Origin of the sequence: Streptococcus infantis, from assembly GCF_047460685.1 — a bacterium.
In the GTDB taxonomy this organism is placed as follows: Bacteria; Bacillota; Bacilli; order Lactobacillales; family Streptococcaceae; genus Streptococcus; species Streptococcus infantis_AD.
Genome location: NZ_JASHFS010000003.1, coordinates 1 through 24,914, shown reverse-complemented (window position 1 = coordinate 24,914; position 24,914 = coordinate 1). Strand labels below are relative to the sequence as shown.

Below are 24,914 nucleotides of genomic sequence, written 5' to 3'. Positions count from 1 at the left end.
AGAAAGGGTCTAGCATGAAATCCTACCAAGAAGTCTATAAAATACTAGTTACTGAGACTGATTATCTAAGCGGAGAAAAAATAGCTGAGAGATTAAACCTATCTCGAACTTCAGTATGGAAGGCGATCCAACGTCTCCAGCAAGAGGGACTGGAGATTGACAGTATCAAAAATCGTGGGTATAAACTTCTGGACGGAGACCTTATCTTGCCTCAGGAAATCGAAGCGAATAGTCCCATTACTGTCCAGTTTAAACCCTCAACAAAATCTACCCAAACCGATGCTAAAGAGGCTATGGAAGCTGGTGCCAAAGGGGATAAACTCTACCTTTCCACTAGCCAAACTATGGGACGCGGTCGTTTTCAACGTCCCTATTATTCTCCAGACAAGGGGGGAATTTACATGTCCCTTCACCTACAACCCAATCTCCCTTATCAGAATCTTCCAGCCTATACACTTCTGACAGCTGGAGCTATCTACAAGGCTATCAAAAACCTTAGTTTAATCGACGTCGATATCAAGTGGGTCAATGACATTTATCTGAACCAGAAAAAAATTGCTGGTATTCTAACAGAAGCCATTACCTCTGTCGAAACTGGACTCGTTACAGATGTTATCATTGGGGTCGGAATCAACTTTTCGATCGCTGAATTTCCCAAGAATCTACAAACTAAAGCTGGAAGCTTATTTTCTCAACATACTCCCATTACTCGCAATGAATTGATTGCTGAAATCTGGAAATGTTTCTATGAAACAGAAGCCGATGAACTCCTCTACCTCTATAAAAAGCACTCTATCGTTTTAGGAAAAGAAGTCTCTTTTAAGCAAGATCACCAAACTATTTCAGGAAAAGCCTGTGACATCTCTGACCAAGGACAACTGCAGATAGAATTAGCCAAGGGGAAAAAGATTTGGCTCAATAGTGGTGAAGTTTCGCTGACTAAATGGTAGTTTTCCTAGATCAAAAAAATCGACCTTTATTATTGAAGGTCGATTTTTTGATCTGTTATTTTTTCAAACGTTCAACGTCACGCGCAATGACCAATTCCTCGTCCGTTGGAATTACCAGTACACGTACACTTGCTGCATCTGTCGAAATATCTCCGGTTGCACCAAAGACATTTTTCTCTGGATCTACATCGCAACCGAACCAAGAAATCCCTGAAATAACATCTTCACGTACATTAGTAGAATTTTCACCGATACCTGCTGTGAAAATAATAGCATCTGCTCCATTTAGGACTGCAAGGTATTGACCAATATGTTTTTGGATACGGTCAACATACATTTCATAAGCCAAAGTAGCATCATGATCTCCTGCCTCCATAGCAGCAATTACATCACGCATGTCACTAGATTTACCAGAAACACCCATCAACCCTGACTCACGATTGAGGATACGACTGATGTCCTCAGGCTTGTTAAAGTCCTCTGTATATTGCATTAAATAAGGAATGATGGCTGGGTCAATATCCCCTGTACGAGTTCCCATCATTACACCACCAAGTGGAGTGAATCCCATTGAGGTATCGACAGATTTCCCACCCTTAACAGCTGTAATAGAGGCACCATTACCGATGTGACAAGTGATTAACTTCAACTCTTCAAGTGGACGTCCCAAGAGTTTTGCTGCTTCTTGAGCAACGTACTGATGGCTTGTACCGTGCGCTCCGTACTTACGAACCTTGTTTTCTGTGTAATATTTTGTTGGTAGAGGATAGCGATAAGCTTTCTCTGGCATACTTGTATGGAAGGAAGTATCAAAAACAACGACACTCGTAATATCTGGCAACAATTCTTTGAAGGCACGAATACCCGCAGCATTTGCAGGGTTATGCAAAGGTGCTAGAAGACCTAGTTCTTCGATTTTTTCTAGAACATCCCCTTCAACAACTGTAGATTCTTTAAAGTATTCTCCACCTGCAACGACGCGGTGTCCAACACCAGTAATTTCATCATAAGCTTTAATAATTTCAAAACGAATCAAGTCATCAAGCAAGATTTTTACAGCCAAGGTATGGTTTTCAATATCAAGAACTTGCTGCTCTGAACGACCATCAAACTTAACTGTGGAAACTGAATCATTCAATCCAATCCGCTCAATCAAACCTTTTGCAAGTACCTTTTCTTCTGGCATTTGGTACAGTTGCCATTTTAAGCTAGAGCTCCCAGCGTTAATTGCAATGGTTTTTGTCATAATTTATTCCCCTTTTTTAAGCGTTTTCAACTATTATATCAAAATTTATACTAGATTTCATGTTCTTGACACCAATTTTGAAAATTTTCCTTAAATTCCATCAAAATTTCAGGGTCTCGAAGACTGGCAAGTGGATAAACAAATGGCTCGATATCCTGTACTAGCTTCTTTTGCAGAACAAAAATGGTCTTAGACTGGGCTCCTTGAGCGAAGAGATCCTCTGGTAAAGCTACGATAGCTACTAGTTGAGCCTGTTCAGTCAGCCAGGATTTCAAGAGGTCACTTTGAGGACTCGTCAAGAGATTGCTAGGAGCAAGGAAAATCGCGAACCCTCCCGTCTTAAGATACTTGAGAGATTGCTCCATCATCAAATGGTGAGCGTAAGTGTGTTCATCCTTAGCTGCCACTTGGTAACGTGAGGCTATTTGATCATCTGGATAGTAGCCAATCGGTAGGTCACTCACAATGACATCACTTTCTTTGAGGACCTGCGGCCGCACAGCATCTCCTTGTACAAAGGCTGCTTGAATATCCATAACTTCTGCCATACTTGCCGCCAGATCAATCAAGAGGTCGTCTATCTCAATCCCCAGGTAGTCTACTTTTTTGTTCATAGATGTCAAGAAATTAGCACCCAGAATTCCCATCCCAGAACCCAATTCTAACAGACTCAAGGCTTTAGTTGGCCAAAGCTGCTCGATGAGAAAAATCATCAAGTGACCAATGGCGTCTGGTGTAAACTGGTGATTAGCCTGAAGAGGTTCTGTTTGCGAAGCTTTCATCAATAGGAATTGGTAGGACCGTAGCCACTCCTCTTTTCGAAGGGCTAATCGTTTTAAGGCCTGGTTATTTTTTTTGACTTGCTCCAAATTGGTTTGGCCATCTAGGTAAATCCCATTTTGTTCAATCAAGGCATCGTAAAAATTTGTCGCCAAATCGTTTTGAATGATTTGGACATTTTCTAGTAAATAGGTATAGGCTTGTTCAATTTTTTCAAAATCCATACCCTTATCTTACCAAAAATAATGTCCTTTTTCCAGATTTTCATGATAGTGAAAACAAATTAAAACCTCTGAGATTGTTCTCAAAGGTTCTGATTTTGCTAATTGCTGTTCTCAACCGCTGCTGTTACAAAAGCAGTGTAGAGTTCTTCTGGGCGGTTTGGACGACTTGAAAGCTCTGGGTGGTACTGACAAGCCACAAAGAATTTGTTTTCTGGAATTTCCACAATTTCTACCAAGCGGTTGTCTGGTGAAACGCCTGAAAAGACAAAACCTGCTCCTTCAAACTGTTCACGGAAGGCATTGTTAAATTCATAACGGTGACGGTGACGGCGTTGCACCACCTCTTTGTTATGATAAGCTGCCGCTGCCTTAGAACCACGTTTTAACTTAGAAGGATAAAGTCCCAAACGAAGGGTACCACCCATGTCCTCAACATCAATCTGATCACGCATGATATCGATGATAGGGTATTTGGTATCAGGATTTAGCTCTGCTGAATTAGCTCCTTCAAGACCTAAGACATTACGGGCAAATTCGATACAGGTCAACTGCATACCCAAGCAGACTCCCAGCATTGGTACATCATTTTCACGCGCATAGCGAATCGCTTCAATCTTACCTTCTGTTCCGCGTTGACCAAAACCACCTGGCACGATGATTCCGTCAGCATCAGATAGGAGTTCTGCCACATTGTCAGCTGTCACATCGTTAGCATTGACCCAATCAATCTTCACTTCTGCATCATTGGCATAACCAGAGTGTTTCAAGGCCTCTACGACAGAAATGTAGGCATCTTGCAACTCAACATACTTACCAACAAGGGCAATCTTGACTTGTTTTTTGAGGTTCATGACCTTATCAACCATAGCTGACCACTCTGTCATATCTGCTGCAGGTGCATCTATTTTCAAATGGTCACAAACGATTTGATCCATACCTTGTGCTTGCAGATTAAGTGGGATTTGGTAAAGATGATCGACATCTAATGACTCGATGACAGCTTCTGGTGCCACATCACAGAACTGGGCTAGTTTATTTTTAATTCCTTGTCCAGCTGGCTTTTCAGTACGGATGACCAACATATTAGGCTGGATTCCCAGACCACGCAATTCTTTGACAGAGTGTTGAGTTGGTTTGGTTTTCATTTCACCAGCTGCCTTGAGGTAAGGAAGCAAGGTCGTATGGATATACATGACATTATCTGCACCCACATCTGCCTTCATCTGACGAAGAGCTTCTAAGAATGGAAGTGACTCGATATCCCCGACTGTTCCACCAACCTCTGTAATAATGACATCAGAGTCAGTCGTTAGAGCAGCACGCTTGATTTTTTCTTTCAAGGCATCTGTAATATGAGGAATAACTTGGACAGTTGCTCCAAGGTACTCTCCACGGCGTTCCTTACGAAGAACTTCGCTGTAGATTTTACCAGTTGTCACGTTTGAGTATTTATTAAGGTTAATATCAATAAAACGCTCATAGTGACCCAAGTCCAAATCTGTCTCAGCCCCATCATCTGTTACAAATACTTCTCCGTGCTGGTAAGGGCTCATGGTTCCTGGGTCAATATTGATATAAGGGTCAAATTTTTGAATGGTCACCTTCAAACCACGGTTTTTCAAAAGACGCCCAAGGCTCGCTGCAACGATCCCTTTCCCAATTGACGATACCACACCACCAGTGACAAAAATATATTTCGTAGACATAGATTCCTCTTTCTAAAATGCTCAAGGTCTTGTTCACTAATAGGGGATTGAGAAAACAAGACCTTCATCAATAACTACACCCCAAGAAGAAAAGCTTCCTGGAAAAAACAAAAATAGCTCCCTAATAACTAGGGAGCTCCGACCTCTAAAAGAGGTGCCCGAACAATATATTACCTCAAAATGAAGCATTTGTCAAATAGAACAAATCGTTGACTTGCCATTCCAGCTTACAAAACTAGTTCAGACTAATACAAAAAAGCTGGACTAGGAAATCGAGACTTGATAGACCGATTCCAGCTCCAACTCCTTTTTATTTTTATTCTTCCTCTTCTTCAGAGTCTTCGTCGTCCTCTTCATTAAGATCGACTTCTTCATCTAGATCATCTGGGGCGATTTCATTGATTTCAGCATCGTAGGCTTCCACTTCATTCTTCTCATCATCTGGATTTTCATCATCATAAGAAAGAGCTGGATCTTCTTCGTATGCATCCTCATCTTCTGGATCATCTGCACTGTAATCAATAGCATCTGCATCACCATCCATAAAGGCGTTGACACGTTTTTTCTTAGCCTTAGGTGTTACTTCTTCATCATCACTTTCTTCAAGAGCAATGATTTCCTCATCGATTTCATCGACTCCATACCATGAACGAAGGCCCCATTTGTTATCCCCAAGGGAGATAAAGCTACCGTCAAAGTTCAACTCTGTGTAGAACAAAGGCAAAGCTTCACGAATATCGCTATTAGAGGTACCGAGATAGTTTTGGATTTCATTAACCAAATCACTAAAATGCATTTCGTGATCACGACCACGGAGTTCCAAGATGGCACGAGCCACCTCAATCATAGATAGTTCACTTTTTTCTTGCCCAGCAAATACTTCTAATTCCAAAGCGTTTCTCCTCATTTTTTACTACTAACGCCAGAGTGGATAAACTCTGATCTCATTTTATCATGTACTCTTTATTGTACGATAATTTTGCCTAATAGTCAAAGGTTTAGGAGAAATAAATGTGAAATATTTCAGCTAATTAATACTCAATGAAAATCAAAAAGCAAACTAGGAAGCTAGCCACAGGCTGCTCAAAACACTGTTTTGAGGTTGCAGATGGAAGCTGACATGGTTTGAAGAGATTTTCGAAGAGTATAAAAGACCTGGGAGATACACCCACAGGTCCGATACTTTATTTATAACTTAAAGCTCGTTTAAAGGTTTTCCAGATCCCCAAATCATCCGTTTGAAGAACCAAACTAGCATACATACGTCCAATAAAAGCTGTTGCAGTAACTGCAAAAATAACCGTTATAGCAAGCGAAATCCATGCTTCTAGTCCATTTGCGTAACCATTGATAGCTCTGAAAGGCATAAAGAAGGTTGAAACGAATGGGATGTAAGAACCGATTTTCAAGATTAAATTATCACCAGAAGTTCCTAATACTGTTACCCCAATGAAACCTACCATAATCAAAAGCATCAAAGGCGATAAGGCCTTACCAGAATCTTCAGGTCGAGAAACCATAGAACCTAAGAAGGCAGCCAAGACCACATACATAAAGAGACTGACTAAGATAAATAATAAGGTGTTAAGCGAGAAGGCTTCTCCCAAGTAATTTAGAATACCTGAATTTGCCAATATAGGCATATCCTTAAAGAAGAAAATAGCTCCAAGACCACCCACAACATAAATACCAATATGAGTCAAAATGACTAGAAGTAAGGCAATCATGCGGGCGTAGAAATAATGGCTAGCACGAATGCTTGAGAAGACCACTTCCATGATTTTGGTTCCTTTTTCACTAGCTACCTCTTGAGCAGTGACACTAGCATAAGTAATCAAAATCATATAAAGGAAGAAACCTAGTCCTGCAGCCGCAAAGGTTTGGACCATCTTTTTATTTTCCTTGGCTTCATCAATCTGTTCTGTAAATTGAACCGTTTGAGCCAAGCGTTTTTCCTGTTCCTGAGACAAATTTGCTTCTGAACGGTTGAGTTGGGATTGAAGTTCATTCAACTTAGCGGTCACTGCTAACTTAATGCCACTCTCTAGTGAAGTCTCACCATGATAGACTGCCTTGAGGACACTATTCTCCTGGTCAATGGTTAGATAACCTTTTATTTTATCATCTTTGATAGCGGCTTGGGCACTTGCTTCATCCTTATAGTCAAAGTTAAGACCATTGGTCGATTTAAGTTCTTCTGTAACAAGAGAAACAGAACTAACTACTGCTACCTTACTATTTTGAGCCAAGGAAGAACCTTGGAGAACACCAATTCCTCCAGATAGACCTAAAAAGAGGAAAGGCGAAATCACCATAAAGAAGAAACTCCAAGACTTGACATGTCTTAGATAGGTTTCTTTGATTACAACCCACATATTTCTCATACTTCCACCCCTGATTCTAATTTAAAGATTTCATCGATTGTTGGAGCTTGTTGATCAAACGTCGCGATATATTGACCTTGAGTCAAGATTGGGAAGAGTTCTCTACCTGCACTTTCATCATCTAAAATCAACTTCCAACTACCTTGCTTGGTCAAGCTAACCTGTTTGACATGAGGAAGGCTCTCCAGTTCTTCCTTGCTTCGTTCACTTGAAACAAAAAGTCGTGTTTTGCCATATTGATTGCGGACCTCTTGAACCGGTCCATGCAAGACCACACGCCCATCACGAATCATGAGGATATCATCACAAAGTTCTTCGACATTGGTCATGACATGGTCAGAAAAGATAATGGTCGCGCCACGTTCTTTTTCTTTCAAGATAACCCGCTTAAGAAGTTCGGTATTAACTGGATCCAAGCCACTAAAAGGCTCATCTAGGATAATCAAATCTGGTTCATGAATCAAAGTGATAATCAACTGAATCTTCTGTTGATTTCCTTTTGAGAGACTCTTAATCTTGTCCGTCAGTTTCCCCTTGACTTCCAGTTTTTCCATCCATTGAGGGAGTTTTTCTTTGATTTCCTTAGCGTCCATTCCTTTTAAAGTCGCCAAATAACGAACTTGTTCAAGGACTGTCAATTTAGGCATAAGACTGCGTTCTTCAGGGAGATAACCAATGCGAGCATAGGTCTCCTGACGAATGTCTTGACCATCAAGCTCAATCTCCCCTTGATAGTCTAAAAATTTCAAAATACTGTGAAAAATAGTTGTTTTCCCAGCTCCATTTTTCCCGACTAGTCCCAAAATACGCCCTGGTCGTGCTTGAAAGGCAACACCAAACAAAACTTGCTTAGGCCCAAAACTTTTCTCTAGATTTCTTACTTCGAGCATCATCCACCTCCGAAATTTATTGCACTCATTATACTCCTTTTTGATAGCATTTACAATGATTTATGTACATTTTTAAATTTTAATTTCAAGAAGGATATTTACTGGATAGGAACTTTATTAGCTTATCACCAAGCATTTTAGTCCTCCAGATTTTAAGTGATAAATTTATTATACTCATTTCTTGATAAATCCGTTGGCTATGTCCTCAAATGTTCATTTTCAGTCCTGAATTGTTACTACTAATCTTCATCATTCTGCCTAGCTTATCGTGCTATTTTATGGTATATTTTTGATAGACTATAGATTATCATAAGCAAGGAATCTGATATGAAAAAAAGACTTAAACTCGAACCAAACAACAATAACTTAATCATTTGGGAAGCTGAACAGCCAAAAGCCGTTCTTCAGCTTGTACATGGCATGGTAGAATACGTGGAACGATATGAAGAATTTGCTCTAGCCATGAATAACGAAGCCTTTACTGTTATCGGCCATGATCATCTCGGCCACGGCTATACTGCTCAGAATCCAAGTCAACTCGGAGTATTTCCTGAATCTCCCGAGGAACTCATCGATGATATTGAAAGAGTGTCCTCTTTTATTCAAGAAAGCTATCCAGAACTTCCAATCGTCCTTCTAGGGCATTCTATGGGTTCTCTTATGTGTCGCTATTATGTAGCTAAGCGAAAACCACCTATCAATGCCTTAATTATCATGGCGACTGGTCAACAACCTCAGTTTCTAACTCGGTTTGCTCTCATCCTAACAGAATGCATCCGACTTATAAAAGGGAATAAACACCGTAGTAAACTCTTGACTTATCTATCAACTGATAGCTTTAATCGAACTATTAAAAATCCTAAAACATCTGTCGATTGGCTCTCAAAAAATGAAGAATCCAACCAAGCTTATCTGAAGGATCCATTCTGTCAATTCATACCTACTATTCCTATGTACAGATCTATTTTTTACTTCTCTAACCAAGTAGCGAGTAAACAAGTGATCGAAGAGATTCCAACCCAACTCCCAATTCTTGTGATTTCGGGACAAGAAGACCCTCTAGGTGAAAATGGCAAAGGTATAGAGAGATTTGTAAAACTCCTAAAGGCTTCACATTCGAAAGTAAGCCTCCGATTAGTTGAAGAGGCTCGTCACGAAATTCTAAACGAGAACAATCGAAACGATACCTATCACTTCATAGCTGATTGGATGACAAAAAATACCGATGTCTAATCATCTTGTAACAGTATTAAAAAGGAGTTGTTTCCCCGTCAATTTGATTCAATCATCAGGCTAAAGCTTGATGATTTTTTCTACTAAAAAATCCATCCCTAAGGATGGATTTTAGACTGTTAACGCACTTCTGCATTCACTTTTTCTTCAAGTGATGCTTGAATTTTTTCCATGTAGCGTGCGACTTCTTCATCAGTCAAGCTATCTTCTGGATTTTGGAAGGTCAAGCTATATGCCATAGACTTCATACCTAGTCCCAATTTTTCGCCTGAGAAAACGTCAAAGAGTTTGATATCTGTCAATCGTTTCACGCCTGCAGCCTGGATAGCATCTACAACTTCTTGGTGAGTGACTTCTGCCTTGAGGAGAAGGGCGATATCACGGCTCACCGCTGGGAATTTGGTGATTTCCACAAATGGAGCGGCTGGTTGAAGAGCTGTCTCAATAGCTGAAAGGTTGAGCTCTGCTACATAAGTTTCTGGAATATCGTAAGCCTTGGCTGTAACAGGATGTACTTGACCGAGGAAACCAAGGACTTGGTCACCGAGTGAGATCAAGGCTGTACGTCCTGGGTGAAGACTAGCAATTTCAGAAGTTGCTGTATAAGTCACTTCAAGACCCAAGCGAGCAAAGAGGGCTTCAAGGATTCCCTTGGCATAGAAGAAGTCAACAGGAACTGCCGCAGTTTGGAAGTCTTTTTCAGCGACTAAGCCAGTCAAGGCAAAGGCAAAGCTATTAATTTCATTTGGCAATTCTTCTTTTGGATTACCAGTTTGCTCGAAGACTTTTCCAATCTCATAAAGAGCCAAGTTTTTATTCTTACGTGCTACGTTGTAGGCAACTGTATCCAAAATACCTGAAACCATATTTTGACGAAGGACTGAACGATCCACAGTCATTGGCCACATCAATTCTGTCAAATGACTTGGCTGAATCGTAAATTCAACCGCTTTTTCAGGAGTTGTTAGAGCGTAGGTGATGATTTCTGTCAATCCAGCACCTTCAGCAATGGTACGAACCTGACGACGGAGCTTTTGTGTCGCAGTCAATTCACCAGCTGTCCCATCGTCTTTTGGAAGACTAGTTGGCAAGTGGTCATAACCATAGATACGCGCAATTTCTTCAAAGAGATCAGCTTCAATAGTGATATCCCAACGGCGACGTGGAACGCTCACTGTAAAGCTTTCTGCATTTCCAGAAAGGCCAAATCCAAGGCGACGGAAGACATCTTCTACATCGGCGTAGGAAAGCTCTGTACCGAGGACACGGTTGACGTCAACAAGAGTTGAAGAAACTTCCACATCAGAAGTGTCAAGCTCACCTGCTGAAACGATCCCCTTACGAACAGTTGCTCCTGAAAGCTCTGCAATCATGCTCGCTGCCGCATCAAGGGCTTCATTGACAGTTGCCACGTTGATGCCTTTTTCAAAGCGAGAAGAAGATTCTGAACGAAGGTTGAGGCGACCACTAGTCTTACGGATAGATTTGCCATTGAAAACAGCAGCTTCAAGGACGACACGAGTAGATTTTTCAGAGATTTCTGTAGCTTGACCACCCATAACACCAGCAAGGGCTACTGGTTTATCAGCAACAGCGATGACTAAGTCATTTGTTTCCAACTCACGTTCTTCACCGTCCAAAGTTACCAATTTTTCACCAGCACGCGCTTCACGCACACGGATCTCGCTTCCTTCAAAGGTATCTAAGTCAAAGGCATGCATAGGCTGACCAAAGTAAAGAAGGATATAGTTGGTCACGTCCACCACGTTATTGATTGGACGGATGCCTTCATTCATGAGAAGATTTTGCAGCCATTGTGGACTTGGTGCGATGGTCACATTGTCCAAGATACGAGCGGCATAGTAAGGCGCCTTGTCTGTCTCAATGCTGACAGAAAGAGCATCGGCTGTAGCTTGGTCTGTTTCTGAAAGAGCAAATTCTTTAAAGTTAACTGCCTTGTCATAGATGGCTGCCACTTCGTGCGCTACTCCACGCATAGAAAGAGCGTCCGCACGGTTTGGTGTAATAGAAAGCTCGATGATTTCATCATCCAAGTCTAGGTATGAGAAGACTTCCTCACCTGGAACGGCATCTTGAGGCAAGATTTGGATGCCATCTGCGAATTCCTTTGGTACAACTGAGTCAGAAATACCCAATTCACCAAGTGAACAGATCATTCCGAGAGATTCTAAACCACGGATTTTCCCTTTTTTGATTTTGTAATTGTCAGCGATACGAGCTCCCGGAAGTGCCACCATAACCTTGATGCCTGCACGCACATTTGGTGCTCCACAGACGATTTGACGGGCTTCTTCTTCGCCAACGTTAACCTGACAAACATGGAGGTGAGTTTCTGGCACATCTTCGCAAGACAAGACTTCTCCGACAACAATTTTTGAGAGACCAGCAGCAGGTGATTCTACACCTTCCACTTCAATCCCTGTAGTTGACATTTTTTCAGCCAACTCTTGCGATGGCACATCAATGCCCACCAATTCTTTTAACCATTTGTATGATACTAACATAATTCTGATCGTAAGATCTCATCAATCGAGACCTTTTCAATTCCTTTCTTTTTCTTCGAGTAAGCTCTTGCCATTTCTCACCGAGAGGAAATGACTAGAACTGTATAGGATTGTGTTTCAGCTTTCAATCTTATTTAAACTGTTCTGAGAAACGGACATCTCCTTGGTAGAATCCACGAATATCATTGATTCCGTAGCGAAGCATGGCTACACGCTCTTGACCAAGACCAAAGGCAAAACCAGAGTAAACAGTCGCATCGATACCACTCATCTCAAGGACACGTGGGTGAACCATACCAGCACCCATGATTTCAATCCAACCAGTTTTCTTACATACGTTACAGCCGTCTCCACCACATTTAAAGCATGAAACATCGACCTCAACAGAAGGCTCTGTGAATGGGAAGTATGATGGACGCAAACGGATTTGACGCTCTTCACCAAACATTTTTTGCACAATCAACTGAAGTGTTCCTTGAAGGTCAGCCATAGAGATGTTTTTCCCGACAACCAAGCCTTCGATTTGGTGGAACTGGTGACTGTGGGTTGCATCGTCCGTATCACGACGGAATACACGCCCTGGTGAGATCATCTTCAAAGGACCTTTTGAAAAATCATGGGCATCCATAGCACGCGCCTGAACTGGAGACGTGTGAGTACGAAGCAAGATTTCTTCTGTGATATAGAAAGTATCCTGCATATCACGAGCTGGGTGATCCTTTGGAAGGTTCATACGTTCAAAGTTGTAGTAGTCTTGCTCCACTTCAAATCCATCCACGACTTGGTAACCCATACCGATGAAAATGTCTTCGATTTCCTCACTGGTTTGTGTGAGGACGTGACGGTGACCAGTCGCAACTGGACGACCTGGAAGCGTAACATCAATGCTCTCACTTGCTAGTTGAGCTTCAACTTTCTTTTCTTCCAAGAGCTTAGCTGATTCTTCAAATGCAGCTGTCAAAACATCACGCGCTTCATTGACGTGTTTCCCGATAATTGGACGCATTTCTGCAGAAACATCTTTCATCCCTTTCAGGATTTCAGTAAGGGAACCTTTTTTACCAAGGACAGAGACGCGCAATTCTTGCAGCTCTTTTTCATTTTCAGCAGAAATCTGCTTCAAGCTAGCTAGCGTTTCTTCACGAAGCGCTTTTAATTGTTCTCCAATAGTTGACATAATTCCTCCATCAGTCTCTCGTAGATAAAAAGAAAACCACATGCCAAAAACTCCACACTCGGAGCGTTGACACGCGGTACCATCCGTTTTTATCTGACAAGTCAGACCTTTATTTCTGAATCCATAGGCAAGTGAATTCACCCAGCTTTCATATAGAGAGCTTTCAGTCACGGCTCTCCTCCCTGATATACTTCCCCTGAGATACTAGTCTTGCAGATTCCTATTTAATTATTATTCATTTTATCAAATTTCAAGCATTCTTGCAAGATATTTTGCGACTAATCAACATAGTCCCCACCTTCAAAGCCGTAATACTCTTCCAAGCTGAGACCACTTGCAGCGATGTCCTTGGCTTCTTTTCCGACGTAGCGAAGGTGCCATTCTTCAGCCATATAGCCTGTTTCTTTTTCCTTACCTTTGAGATAGCGAACGACAAAACCATAGTCTGCAGCATGATCTAAAAGCCATTGGGCAGCTTTTTCTTCTGTCACTAAATCTCCATCTGTACCGATAAGATCAAATGCTAGTCCAGTTTGGTGTTCACTATATCCAGGCCGAGCAGAATAGCGGTCAGCCTCTGCCTTTCCGTCTTTGTTGACATAGTCCTGATAAAGTTGAGTTTGAGTTTCATAACTTCTGAAACCACTATAGTGGTCGCTGATTGGGAAACCTGCTTCCTGCATAGCAGCAATAAGCTTCAACAGTTCTGCCTTAGCGGTAGGATTTTCTCCTGGATTATAATCTTTAGATAAGGGATAGTGTTTATTAGCGATAACAATTTCATCGTACTTGCCTTGAATGCTATAGTAATCTCCCTTATTGACCACTTCCGCTTTCTTTTGACTAGCTTCCTGAGATTTACTTCCCGCGGTTCCTTCTTGTACAGTCTTTTGCTCTGAAGAAGCTTTTGCGTCAGAAGTTGCTGGTTTTTCTTGCGAACAAGCCGCCAATGTTAGGGCTAGTAGTCCAGACAAGATAAGGTATCTTTTTTTCATGATTTATCCTTTCATATGATAACTTTATCCAATTCAACGGATAAAGTTTGGATTAAGTTTTCTAATTGTTTCGGTTGCACTTGGCAATCTTCTGCTGCCATTTCTTCCCAAGGAACCCACCAGACTGGACCACGACCATTAAGACCGTGCCCCTTCATATCACCCTCACGTCTCGGAAAAATATGCCAGTGGGCATGGGCATCCTCATTTCCAAGCAACTCTACATTCATCTTTTCAGCAGAGAAGGCTTTAGAGACAGCTTCCTGAACCATACTCATTTCCTCTAAAAAACGAAGTTTAACACTTGGATCTAGATGATGTAGTTCTGTGACATGTTCCTTTGCTAAAAACAGAGTGTAACCTTCAAAATACTGGTGGTCACCAATGACAACATATCCTGTTTCCAGTTCTTTTACAAAGTAGGGATTGTCACCAGTCTTGATGAGTTCAATTCGATCACAAATCAAGCACATCTTAGTCCACCAACCCACTCTTGAGATAAGCATCCACCATACGCTCAGTAGCCACTACAGAATCAGTATGAGTACGCTCGTATGAGTGACTTGACTCAATACCTGCTCCTAGAAGAGCGTGCTTAACCTCTGCTCCAGCTGACATCGCTGCAGAAGCATCAGAACCATAAAATGGATAGATATCTAGTTTGAATGGAATGTCTTGCTCTTTTGCAAGGGCAACCAAGTGTTGACGGAATTCATAGTGATAAGGACCTGAAGCATCCTTGACACAGATAGAGACTGTGTAATCGTCTGTCTGCTGATCATCTCCCATTGCTCCCATATCCACAGCTAGATATTCGACAACTTGACTAGGGATGCTTGAGTTAGCACCATGCCCCACTTCTTCAAAGACTGAAAAGGCAAAATGCGTAGTGACAGGAAGTTCAATTCCTTCTTCTTTGTAGACTTTGAGGAGATTAAGGAGAATAGCTGCGCTGACCTTGTCATCCAAATGACGAGACTTGATAAAGCCTGTCTCAGTCACGACAGTTCGTGGGTCAAAGCTGATAAAATCACCAACCTCGATACCGAGTGCGCGTGTTTCTTTTTCATTGGTCACTTTTTCATCCAAACGAACTTCCATATTGTCCTGTGTACGTTCCGCTGTTCCCGCATCTTTGTAAACGTGACAAGAAGTTTGGTGGATCAAAATCGTACCTGAAATAGTTTTCCCTGTATTAGCTACATGGACCGTACAGTTTTCACCCTCAATCATATTCCAAGGATAACCACCGATACGGTCCATTTTGAGACGACCATCTGGTTTAACAGCGCGAACGATAGCTCCCAGGGTATCCACATGGGCAGTTACATAGCGATGTTGCTCATTATTTTTACCTTTAATGGTAACATTCACTCCACCTTTAGCAGTACGAATAGGTTGATAGCCTAGTTTTTCAAGCGTCTCAACTAAATAATTCGTAATTTCACGCGTAAAACCTGTTGGTGACGCAATAGCAGTTAGTTCTTTGATATATTCTACAGTTTGATTCATTTCTTCACCTCTTTTGCTACCTATTATAACACATTTATCATCGGATAAAAAAAGAAAATCACTCCTGTAGACTTAGCTACAAAAGTGATTTTAGTGATTATTCCATTTCAAAAGCTTCACTTTCTTGTTTATTTGGAAGAACAAGAGAAAGCAGAATACCGATAATAGCTGGTACCAACCATGGCAGAGAAGCCTCCGCAAATGGTAGAGCGTTCACGATATTTGCAAGGACCTCAACTTTAAAAGTAGATCCTAAAACACTTGCAATAGCAATGGCTGTGACAATACCAACCGTTAATTGCATTCCTGGTTTTGAAAGAGCAACAAACTTGTTCACAATCACAATCATGACAATGGCAATCGTAATTGGGTACAAAATAACGAGAACTGGTACAGAGTACTTAATAATAGCACTCAAACCAAGATTTGCAATGGCAAAACCAATCAAGGTAAAGACTGTCGCATAAACCTTGTAGCTGACTTGTGGGAAACGTCCGTTAAAGAACTCGGCAGTTGATACAATCAACCCTACAGTCGTTGTAAAGCAAGTAACGGTTACCATAGCCGCAAGGAAAAGCTGAGCAGTAGAACCAAAGATTTCTTGAGTCGCTTGAGACAAGATATAAACTCCAGGAGTTCCACTCTTCATTGCTTCTTCTGTTACTGGGAAATGATTGCCCAAGAAACCTAGACCGATGTAGAGAGCACTAAATCCGAGTGCTACAACGATTCCAACAACCCAAATGGTTGAAATGTACTCTTTCTTACTTGAGAAACCAAGTTGTTTCAAGGTTTGTACTGCAATAACACTGAAGGCAACCGATGCAAGCGCATCAAGCGTATTGTATCCTTCAAGGAAACCTGCACCAAAGGCTGATGCTTGATAAGCTCCTGACGCTGCTTGTGGTGCGTTCCCGCCATACTTGAAAGCTCCAAGAATAACCAGAATAACAATTAAGATGGCAAAAACTGGAGTCAAGACTCGACCGATACGATCCAAGATTTTTGAAGGATTCAACGAGATTAGGTAGGCAGCTACAAAGTAGAGAATGGTGAAGACAATCAAGCCTAATCCCTTATCTGCTTCGGCCAAGAGTGGACTAATCCCTACTGCAAAAGAAGTTGTCGCTGTACGTGGAATCGCAAAGAATGGACCAATCGACAAGTACAAAACTGCTAGATAAACTGTCGCAAACCATGGAGAAATTTTCTTAGAAATCTCATAGATATATCCCTTAGGATTCAAGGTTCCGATGATCAATGTCAAGACGGCAAGCCCGACACCTGAAAGTACAAATCCTGCAATGGCAGGGAGAAAGTGGTCTCCAGATTGAGCACCTAGGGTAGGGGGGAAAATCAAGTTACCCGCACCAAAAAATATTCCAAACAGGAGTAACCCTGTTAAAGCACCTTTTTTAGCCATAAACTCTCCTTATAAAAATAAAATACTTTCTTAGTATACCATGATTAAAAGCATGAAAAGGCTATCACAAAATAATTCTAAAATGTTTTCAATTTTCTGATTTTTACAGCAAATAAACTCCCTTTAAAACCTTTCTTATTTTCGGTCTCAAAGGGAGATTTTCTTATTCTAAGGCATCCATGCCACCTTGGACATTGATAACCTCATATCCTTGTTCTGCTAAAAATTGACAAGCGCGTGCTGAACGCATTCCTGACTTACAGATCACGTAGTAAGGCTGGGTTTTATCTAGTTGCTCATAAGTATCTGCCAGTTGACTCAGAGGGGAATTAAGAGCACCTTCTAAATGAAGAGCCTCAAATTCCTCTACTTCTCTCACATCCAATACAGAAAGCGACTCTCTCTGATAAAGCTGATAAAAATCGTCAAAAGTAATTTCGTTCATTCTTTTTCTCCTAAAATAATTTTAATTCTTTTTTTCAAATCTGGAACCACTTCTTCCTCAAACCAAGGATTTTTTTTCATCCAAATTTGATTACGTGGTGATGGGTGTACCAGAGGGAAATAATCAGGCAAATAATCTTTAAATCGATGCACACGGTCTGTCACCTTGCCACTAACTTTCTCATGTAGATAGTAGGCTTGGGCATACTGACCAATCAAGAGCGTCAATTGAATATCTGGTAATTCTTTCAAAAGTTTAGGGTGCCATTTTTCTGCAAAACCTGGACGAGGGGGCAGGTCACCCGACTTGCCATGTCCTGGAAAATAGAAATCCATGGGCATGACTGCAAAATAACCTGACTTGTAAAAAGTATCTTCATCCACGCCCAACCACTCTCGCAAGCGATCTCCGCTTTTATCCTTCCAGTAAAGCCCAGCTTCTTGGGTTTTGAGACCAGGCGCTTGACCAATGATATTGATACGAGCCGTTTTTGGTACTGCAAAAAGAGGCTCGATACCTTGATCAGTATAATGTTGATTTTGTGGATCAGCCATGATGGCTTGCTTGATTCTTTCGATCTGAGACATCTATTTTCCCTCCAAAAAGAAGTCTAAGCATAAAATCTCAGACTTCTATAGCATTATTTGATCAATTCATAGATAGCTTCAGCGTAGATGGCTGCTGCACGGAAGAGATCATCCAAGGCGATAAATTCATTGGCTTGGTGCATAGTGTCGATAGAGTCTGGGAACATAGCACCGTAAGCTACACCACGTTCTAAGAGACGTCCAAATGTTCCACCACCGATAACTTGCTCGTGGCCTTGAAGGCCTGTTTGTTTTTCATACACGCTCAACAAGGTTTGTACAAGTGGATCTTCCATTGGAACATAATGAGGTGTATGTCCGTGTTCAGACAAGCTAACTGAAACAACTGGTAAGTTTTCAAGAACTGATTTGATTTGCTCAGGGCTTGTTCCTTTTGGATAACGGAAGTTAAGGGCAATGGTATTGTCAGCACTTGTTTCATCAAAGCGGAAGACTCCAGCATTCATAGAAAGGGCACCCATCTTTTCATCAACATGAGCCACTTTCAAGTTTTTGCCTTCATGGTCATTTAAGAGAATCTTTCCAGCAATGTCAAGGAAGTCTTTTGCAGGTCCTTCAAAAGCAAATTGGCTGAGGAAAAGAGCAAGGTAAGTTGCACCATTGACACCTGAAGCAGGCATAGCACCATGAGCTGATTTACCGATAATCGTAACCTTGTACTTACCATTCTCTTCTTGAATGTCTCCTCTAAGCTTGTGTTCTGCAACGAAGGCATCTAGTTTAGCTTGCAAGTCAGCCAAGTCACCTGAAACAACTGCCGTTGCTGACTCAGGTACCATGTTTTCACGCAAGCCACCTGTAAAGCTATGAAGACGAGCTGCACCAGTATTTTCACCTGCAAAGTGGAGGTATTCTGTGATATTTCCTTTTTCACCATTGATGATAGGGAATTCAGCATCTGGAGAGAAGCCAAAGTCTGGCTTCGCAAGTCCTACATGCTCAAAGTAGTAGTCCATATCTGCCCAACCTGATTCTTCATCAGTTCCGACGATAAAACGAACTTTTTTAGAAGTTGGAAGTCCCAATTCTTTGATGATTTTCAAACCATAGTAACATGCTGTTGTCGGTCCCTTATCGTCAGAAGCACCACGCGCATAGAGACGACCATCTTTGATAGTTGGAGTGTAAGGATCAGTATCCCATCCGCTACCTGCAGGTACCACATCCATGTGGGCAAAGATACCGAGAACTTCTTCCCCTTCACCAAACTCAAAATGTCCTGCATAGTTGTCGACATTTTTTGTTGGGTAGCCATCGCGGTCTGCGATTTCAAGGAATTTCTCCAAGGCTTTTACTGGACCAGGTCCAAAAGGATGTTGCGCATCTGCCTTGCTGTCATCGCGTTCTGAGTTGATTTCCAAAAGGCTAAACAAGTCAGCCAAGAGGTCTTCTTTACGTTTTTCTACTTCTGCTGTAAAATTAATAACTGTCATTTTTTCTTCCTATCTTTTTTCGATAATTTCATCTACTGGCAAGCGGTAACTTGGTTCTAACTTCTCGTCTGTGTATCCTACTGTGATCAAGAGCTCTGGACGGAAGCGTTCTTCGATTTCCAAGACTTCGTTGACTTTTGATTTGTCAAAACCAAGGATAATATTTGATCCGATTCCTTGGTCAGTCAATGCAAGGACCAAGTTCATAGCTACAAGCCCAGCATTAAGAGCCAAGTAGTCACTGACTTGCTGTTCGTTATAACGTGCAAATTCTGCTGGAAGATTTTTCATAAAGTACTGAAGTTGTTCTTCTGAGAAATTCTTTGCTCCACCAACACGGGCAATCTTGCGAGCTCGTTTAGCTAGGTCAGTATCTGTAAACAAGGCAATGGTTACAGGGGCAGATGCTACTTGCTCAAAGTTTGAACCGTAAGCCAATTTTGCTAGTTCAGCATTTTTCTCGCGAACCACAACAAACTTCCAAGGCTGACTGTTGTGAGCACTCGGTGCCAAGGTTGCGATTTCAATAGCTGTTCGAACATCCTTGGGATCAACTGGTTTATCAATAAAATGCTTAGTCGCATGACGTTTTTTATTTAACTCAAGAAATTTCATAATTGATTTCCTTTTCTATTTCTACTGCTTCCATTTTACCACATTCTGAAAGAGCTTGCAGAGATTTTTCATTAGTGAAACAAATTATCTTTCCCAAATTCAACTGTCAGTTCTAGGCTCCGTTTTAAAATTATAATGTTTCTCTATCATCTCCATAAAAAATATATATTAGATATCTGATTGATTGTCTGGTAAACTAGATACCATTATCTTATGAAAAAATTATTCTTATTATTAGCCATCAGTCCCTTGTTGGTAGCCTGTGGACAAGCCAAACAAGATAGCACTTCTACTGCCACTACTAGTCCTAAAACCATTGTCGTAGCCACTGCCGGAGACATCCCACCTTTTGACTTTGAACAAGATGGTAATTTGACCGGATATGATGTTGAGGTTTTAAAAGCAGTCGATGAAAAACTGGATCAATACAAGATTGAATTTCAAAAAACAGCTTGGGAAAGTATCTTCCCTGGAGTGGATGCTGGCCGTTACCAAGTTGCTGCCAACAACTTGAGCTACTCCAAAGAAAGAGCAGACAAATACCTCTACTCGCTACCTATCGCAAAAAATCCTTTGGTTCTTGTGAGCAGAAAAGACAAAGCTCTTACCTCTCTTCAAGATATCGCTGGTAAAACAACCCAGGATGACACTGGAACTTCTACTGCCAAGGTTGTTACCGACTGGAATCAAAGCCACTCCGACAATCCTGCTACCATCCAATATTCTGGCGAAGATGTGGCTAAGCGTCTGACTGATCTCGCCAACGGTGAATTTGATTTCCTAATCTTTGATAAAATCTCTGTTCAAAAAATTATCCAAGACCGAGGTTTAGACTTGAACCTAGTCGACTTGGAAAGCAATGACAATCCAAACAACTACATCATCTTCTCAAGCGACGAAAAAGAATTTAAAGAACAATTTGACAAGGTTCTCAAAGAACTCTACCAAGATGGAACCCTTGAAAAACTCAGCAAAACTTATCTCGGTGGTTCTTACCTACCAGATCAATCTCAATTACAATAAGATATATTAAAAGAGTCTGGGACAAAAGTCTAACCTTAAATATAAAAAGCGAACAAAACAAGTTATCTGACACCCAGAATACTGTCTTGTTCGCTTTTTTGTCTAATCTATCAATTTTAACAATTTATAATAAAGAATTACTAAAATCAAAATCTTTTTGTCCCAGCATCTTTATTTAGTATTTGTAAGTTAAAGCAACTCTCACAAAAAATCAAAATAATTTACCAAATTGGAATATCCATAAGAAAGAAAAATAGTATAATAATAAGTTTTAAAAAATTAGTTTTTTTCATATCTGCTCCTTTCATTACTTTTATTCATCATAATTAACCCAATGATTCCCATTACAAAAATCAATAATGAATTCACTATTTCAGGTAAATAAACTGCAATAACTAGATAAAATCCTGAAATCATTTGGGCAATTTGAACACTTATATTATTTAGTGCGACATACCTACCTTTGTCTTCAGAAGCAGTGGAATTCAAAAACAAATTTTGAGATGCAGGAGTAAATAAAATCTCACCACTTGCAATAAAAACAGATGCCATCACTAGAACAAGCATATTGTCAGAGTAAGATAAAACAGTATACCCCAAAGAAAATGTAACAACTCCAATATTAAGATATTTTTTTAACTTATCGCTGTTATACATTTTAATCGTTATTGGTAATAAAGTAATAACCATAATTGTATTTATCGTTGTTAAAAAACTTAAAAGCGTGGTATTTGAAAAAACATAATTAAGAAAAATCGACTTTTGCGGTAAAACAGTTAAGATGTAATTATTACGCTGAAGTTCAACAGCATATATAAATATAATAGCAATCAGGTAAGCAAAATATTTTTTGTTACGAACTGCTTGTCCGTAACTCTGAATAATATTCAGAGAATTATTTTGCTTACTTACTTCTTTCGACCACTGCAATAGAATGCAAATAATCACTGAGCTCATAACTAGCCCTAATTTCAGTACTCTAATATTTGTATGATATAAACTACCACCAATAATTGTACCTAAAAGAATTGCAATATTATTTAACCAATAGTTAAACGAGGCAATCTTTGTTGCGTTATCTTCTTTAGTTAAATCTAATAGTATAGAATCATTTGAAGGATTAAGGATACCCTGAATTATATTTACAAGAATAATAAAAATTGTAAAAACTATAGAATTGTCGAAAAAGAATAATAAAATGAAAAAAATTAATTTTAACACTTCTCCGATTTTGATAATACTTGTCCTATTATATTTACTACTAAAAAAACCACCATAAATTGTTCCGATAACTTGAAAAATAGTAGAAATGATAACTAGTATCCCTGCAATTTGAAGTCCGAAATTTATTGAATAATAAAGTGTTGTAAACGGTAATATTGTAAACAAGGCTAATTTACTTATAAAATTTAATAGTAACCTTAGCTTAATCTGTCTCATTTTTTGTCTTCCTTCTCAATAATCTCCGTATTACAGTTAAAAATAAATTGTGCACTATCAATTTTTTGTACAATATCTCTGAAACTCTTTCCACTAAATATTATATATCCTAATCGCTGAGCTGAATTTACTGCTTTATGAGCTAAATCTCCAACTTTATTTATTATTTTTAATTCAATTATATCCTTAATTTTAAAATCATCACTCGTAGCAATCCTTACTATTTTTCCGTTTATATTTGTTATATCAAATGTTGTAAAGCCACAAAAATCATCAGGATGATCCAAAGTTTTACTTATTTTTTCCCCAATTTCTAAATCAATTGCTGCTTGAAAAACATCTATGCCATAAATGTATTTAATTGCCGGTCCGATTAGTTTTCCTCCCCCAATTCTAGCAGCAATCTCACTAAAAATAATTTCACCACTTTTTGTTACAAAAAATTCTGAATGACAAATACAATTATTTAGATTTAATAATTTAATTACCTCAATGTGAGTATTCTTAAGTTTATCAATCAATTCAGATTGAGTATTTTTAGAAAAAATCACTGAACCAACTTTTGAATCTCCCTCAATGCAGTTTAGAACATTGTCACTGTATTTCCCGACTGAGTTCAAAACTACTTTATTATCTTGGATTATAGCGTCTACATGATATTCCTCTCCATCAATAAACTCTTCAATGATATAATCACCTTGGTCATATTTAGTTATTATTTCAATGAGTTGATTTTTAGAATATACTGTATGTGTACGACCAGTCGCTGCACCATCAATAGGTTTAAATATAATTGGAAATCCGTTTTTATTAAAAAAATAATCGTAATCTTTATTAGAATTGACTTTTTCAACATTGGCACATCTAATACCCTGCTTAGATAAAAATTTTTTCATTTCGAACTTATTTCTAACTAAGATAGCTTGTTCGTAACTCAAACCTGGAATATGAAAGTCACTTCTTAGTCTGCCAGCAATTTCAACCATTGGTTCGTATACCGTAATTATTCGATACACATCGTATTCTTCCATTAATTGTTCAATTTCATATCTTAAATTGTCATAATTAATTAAAGAATCAACAAAAACGCATTTACTATAATTTTTTTTTAGCTCATCTACATCAGAATTTATTTCATCTCTTTGTAATACTAAGATGCATTCAAATTTTTCTTTATAAACTCTTACGGCATCATTCATTAGTGGATAATCATATAGAAATAACAAAGCTTTTCTCACTATATAACCTCATTTTCTTGCAATTCTTCTTTTAGTTTTAAACCTATACTCTTACAATAATCTGCTTGAAACATTGAATCATGGTTTCCATCAACATCTATATAATAAATATTTTTACAATGTTTACTCCAGTTTTTTCTATTATCAATAGGTTGCTCAATAGCATTGAAATATATAACTTTAGATTCCAATACATCATTAGGGTAGTAGCTCTTTCTCATCTGTAATAAATCAAATGTTAAATTTTTTCTGTAAAGTAACTCACTGATGGTATTTTTTTCAAGATTATGAATATCATGTTCCAAATCTTTCGCTAACTTTTCCAAACTTTCTCCATTGTTCTCAAGATATACTTCTAGTTTCGCCCAACCATCATTAGGAGTTAAATTAAACTTGGTAAAAGTTTGATTCAAATAAGATGAGAGCTCATTCTTATAACTCCAATCTTCAGGTTGCTTTTCTGGAGCTTCCGAACTGGCTAAATAAAGAAAGACTTTTTCTTTATAAACTTTTTCTAACTGTCTAGCAACCTCAAAAGAAATCGTTCCTCCAATACATGTTCCAAAAATGTGATAGGGACCTGATTTTTGTTTATTTTTAATCAACTCTACATAACTCGATGCAAGGTCTGAACAAACAATTTCATTATTTGTAAGCTTCCATCCCCTATATAGTTCAATTCCAAACATTTCCCAATTAATAAAATTCGATTTAACAAGTTCTAAATAAGTACTTATTCTTGCATTTCCCCCATGAATAAAAAATATTTTTTTATGATCTTTAATATCATTCAATTTGATTAATTCGCAAAAATCAGATTTTTTAGAATCAGAATTTTCTTTTTTCTTACAAATTAGCTCACAAATTTTTTTGATTGAAGAATTATTATAGAATTCAAAAAATGAAATATCAGTTTGTAATTCACTATTTATCTTCATAATATAGTAAAATGAACCTAAAACAGTACATAATGTGGTATAATCTTCTTATGGCATATTCAATAGATTTTCGTAAAAAAGTTCTCTCCTATTGTGAGCGAACAGGTAGTATAACAGAAGCATCACACA

The 24,914-nt window shown here is 39.3% G+C and carries 23 protein-coding genes; 4 read left to right on the top strand and 19 right to left on the bottom strand.

Going from position 1 to position 24,914, the window contains the following annotated elements:
- The first annotated feature begins 14 nt into the window (after window positions 1-14).
- A complete protein-coding gene (birA, locus tag QM917_RS01735; protein WP_414284527.1) occupies window positions 15-950 on the top strand; it encodes a bifunctional biotin--[acetyl-CoA-carboxylase] ligase/biotin operon repressor BirA in 936 nt (311 codons plus the stop codon).
- A gap of 55 nt (window positions 951-1,005) precedes the next feature.
- Here birA and QM917_RS01730 read toward each other — a convergent pair whose 3' ends face one another.
- From QM917_RS01730 to QM917_RS01705, 6 genes are all read right to left on the bottom strand, one after another.
- Entirely contained in the window at window positions 1,006-2,196 is a 1,191-nt protein-coding gene (locus QM917_RS01730) for an acetate kinase (protein ID WP_414284526.1), read from the bottom strand.
- A 50-nt stretch (window positions 2,197-2,246) separates the two neighbouring features.
- Entirely contained in the window at window positions 2,247-3,200 is a 954-nt protein-coding gene (locus tag QM917_RS01725; protein WP_414284525.1) for a class I SAM-dependent methyltransferase, read from the bottom strand.
- 98 nt (window positions 3,201-3,298) lie between these two features.
- Entirely contained in the window at window positions 3,299-4,906 is a 1,608-nt protein-coding gene (locus QM917_RS01720) for a CTP synthase (RefSeq protein ID WP_414284524.1), read from the bottom strand.
- Window positions 4,907-5,222: 316 nt separating this feature from the next.
- Window positions 5,223-5,798: a DNA-directed RNA polymerase subunit delta gene (gene rpoE / locus QM917_RS01715; RefSeq protein WP_075232134.1), complete on the bottom strand. Its 576-nt coding sequence runs from the start codon at window positions 5,796-5,798 to the stop codon at window positions 5,223-5,225.
- A gap of 292 nt (window positions 5,799-6,090) precedes the next feature.
- Window positions 6,091-7,290: an ABC transporter permease gene (locus tag QM917_RS01710; RefSeq protein ID WP_075232135.1), complete on the bottom strand. Its 1,200-nt coding sequence runs from the start codon at window positions 7,288-7,290 to the stop codon at window positions 6,091-6,093.
- On the bottom strand, window positions 7,287-8,180 hold the full coding sequence (locus QM917_RS01705; protein WP_075232136.1) for an ABC transporter ATP-binding protein: 894 nt from the start codon (window positions 8,178-8,180) through the stop codon (window positions 7,287-7,289). Before QM917_RS01705 ends, QM917_RS01710 begins: the two co-directional genes overlap by 4 nt.
- Window positions 8,181-8,507: 327 nt before the next feature.
- On the opposite strand from QM917_RS01705, the gene QM917_RS01700 reads away from it, so the two are divergent.
- Window positions 8,508-9,413 (top strand): alpha/beta fold hydrolase, encoded by a 906-nt coding sequence (locus tag QM917_RS01700; protein WP_414284523.1) that lies wholly within the window; start codon window positions 8,508-8,510, stop codon window positions 9,411-9,413.
- Window positions 9,414-9,532: 119 nt separating this feature from the next.
- Here the strand turns inward: QM917_RS01700 and pheT are convergent, their stop codons facing one another.
- From pheT to QM917_RS01650, 10 genes are all read right to left on the bottom strand, one after another.
- Window positions 9,533-11,938, bottom strand: coding sequence for a phenylalanine--tRNA ligase subunit beta (gene pheT / locus QM917_RS01695; RefSeq protein ID WP_414284522.1), 2,406 nt, complete (start codon window positions 11,936-11,938; stop codon window positions 9,533-9,535).
- Between the two features lie 130 nt (window positions 11,939-12,068).
- Entirely contained in the window at window positions 12,069-13,115 is a 1,047-nt protein-coding gene (gene pheS, locus QM917_RS01690) for a phenylalanine--tRNA ligase subunit alpha (RefSeq protein ID WP_414284521.1), read from the bottom strand.
- A gap of 278 nt (window positions 13,116-13,393) precedes the next feature.
- A complete protein-coding gene (gene ldcB / locus QM917_RS01685; RefSeq protein WP_414284520.1) occupies window positions 13,394-14,110 on the bottom strand; it encodes an LD-carboxypeptidase LdcB/DacB in 717 nt (238 codons plus the stop codon).
- Window positions 14,111-14,121: 11 nt separating this feature from the next.
- On the bottom strand, window positions 14,122-14,583 hold the full coding sequence (locus tag QM917_RS01680) for an HIT family protein (protein ID WP_414284519.1): 462 nt from the start codon (window positions 14,581-14,583) through the stop codon (window positions 14,122-14,124).
- Window position 14,584: 1 nt separating this feature from the next.
- Window positions 14,585-15,622, bottom strand: a complete 1,038-nt coding sequence (locus QM917_RS01675; protein ID WP_414284518.1) for a M42 family metallopeptidase — start codon at window positions 15,620-15,622, stop codon at window positions 14,585-14,587.
- Between the two features lie 97 nt (window positions 15,623-15,719).
- Window positions 15,720-17,045, bottom strand: a complete 1,326-nt coding sequence (gene brnQ, locus QM917_RS01670; protein ID WP_414284517.1) for a branched-chain amino acid transport system II carrier protein — start codon at window positions 17,043-17,045, stop codon at window positions 15,720-15,722.
- Window positions 17,046-17,208: 163 nt separating this feature from the next.
- Window positions 17,209-17,490 (bottom strand): rhodanese-like domain-containing protein, encoded by a 282-nt coding sequence (locus tag QM917_RS01665; protein ID WP_075232144.1) that lies wholly within the window; start codon window positions 17,488-17,490, stop codon window positions 17,209-17,211.
- The gene (locus QM917_RS01660; protein ID WP_414284516.1) at window positions 17,487-18,077 is read right to left on the bottom strand and encodes a uracil-DNA glycosylase family protein; all 591 of its coding nucleotides are present in this window, start codon (window positions 18,075-18,077) and stop codon (window positions 17,487-17,489) included. The genes QM917_RS01665 and QM917_RS01660 overlap by 4 nt, the downstream gene beginning before the upstream one ends.
- 53 nt (window positions 18,078-18,130) lie before the next feature.
- Window positions 18,131-19,531, bottom strand: coding sequence for a dipeptidase PepV (gene pepV, locus QM917_RS01655; protein WP_414284515.1), 1,401 nt, complete (start codon window positions 19,529-19,531; stop codon window positions 18,131-18,133).
- A 9-nt stretch (window positions 19,532-19,540) separates the two neighbouring features.
- The gene (locus QM917_RS01650; RefSeq protein WP_371620470.1) at window positions 19,541-20,146 is read right to left on the bottom strand and encodes a nitroreductase family protein; all 606 of its coding nucleotides are present in this window, start codon (window positions 20,144-20,146) and stop codon (window positions 19,541-19,543) included.
- 213 nt (window positions 20,147-20,359) lie between these two features.
- On the opposite strand from QM917_RS01650, the gene QM917_RS01645 reads away from it, so the two are divergent.
- Window positions 20,360-21,169, top strand: coding sequence for an amino acid ABC transporter substrate-binding protein (locus QM917_RS01645; RefSeq protein WP_414284514.1), 810 nt, complete (start codon window positions 20,360-20,362; stop codon window positions 21,167-21,169).
- 279 nt (window positions 21,170-21,448) lie between these two features.
- On the opposite strand, the gene QM917_RS01640 is transcribed toward QM917_RS01645, so the two are convergent.
- From QM917_RS01640 to QM917_RS01630, 3 genes are read right to left on the bottom strand one after another with little or no spacing between them, the layout of a single operon-like run.
- Window positions 21,449-22,609 carry an MFS transporter gene (locus QM917_RS01640; protein WP_414284513.1) on the bottom strand — a complete coding sequence of 387 codons (1,161 nt, stop codon included), beginning with the start codon at window positions 22,607-22,609 and terminating at the stop codon, window positions 21,449-21,451.
- The gene (locus tag QM917_RS01635; RefSeq protein WP_414284512.1) at window positions 22,606-23,847 is read right to left on the bottom strand and encodes an ATP-grasp domain-containing protein; all 1,242 of its coding nucleotides are present in this window, start codon (window positions 23,845-23,847) and stop codon (window positions 22,606-22,608) included. Before QM917_RS01635 ends, QM917_RS01640 begins: the two co-directional genes overlap by 4 nt.
- The gene (locus QM917_RS01630; protein ID WP_414284511.1) at window positions 23,847-24,785 is read right to left on the bottom strand and encodes a thioesterase domain-containing protein; all 939 of its coding nucleotides are present in this window, start codon (window positions 24,783-24,785) and stop codon (window positions 23,847-23,849) included. Before QM917_RS01630 ends, QM917_RS01635 begins: the two co-directional genes overlap by 1 nt.
- 50 nt (window positions 24,786-24,835) lie before the next feature.
- Here QM917_RS01630 and QM917_RS01625 point away from each other — a divergent pair.
- A partial coding sequence (locus tag QM917_RS01625; RefSeq protein ID WP_137995624.1) for an IS630 transposase-related protein occupies window positions 24,836-24,914 on the top strand: 79 nt, incomplete at its 3' end.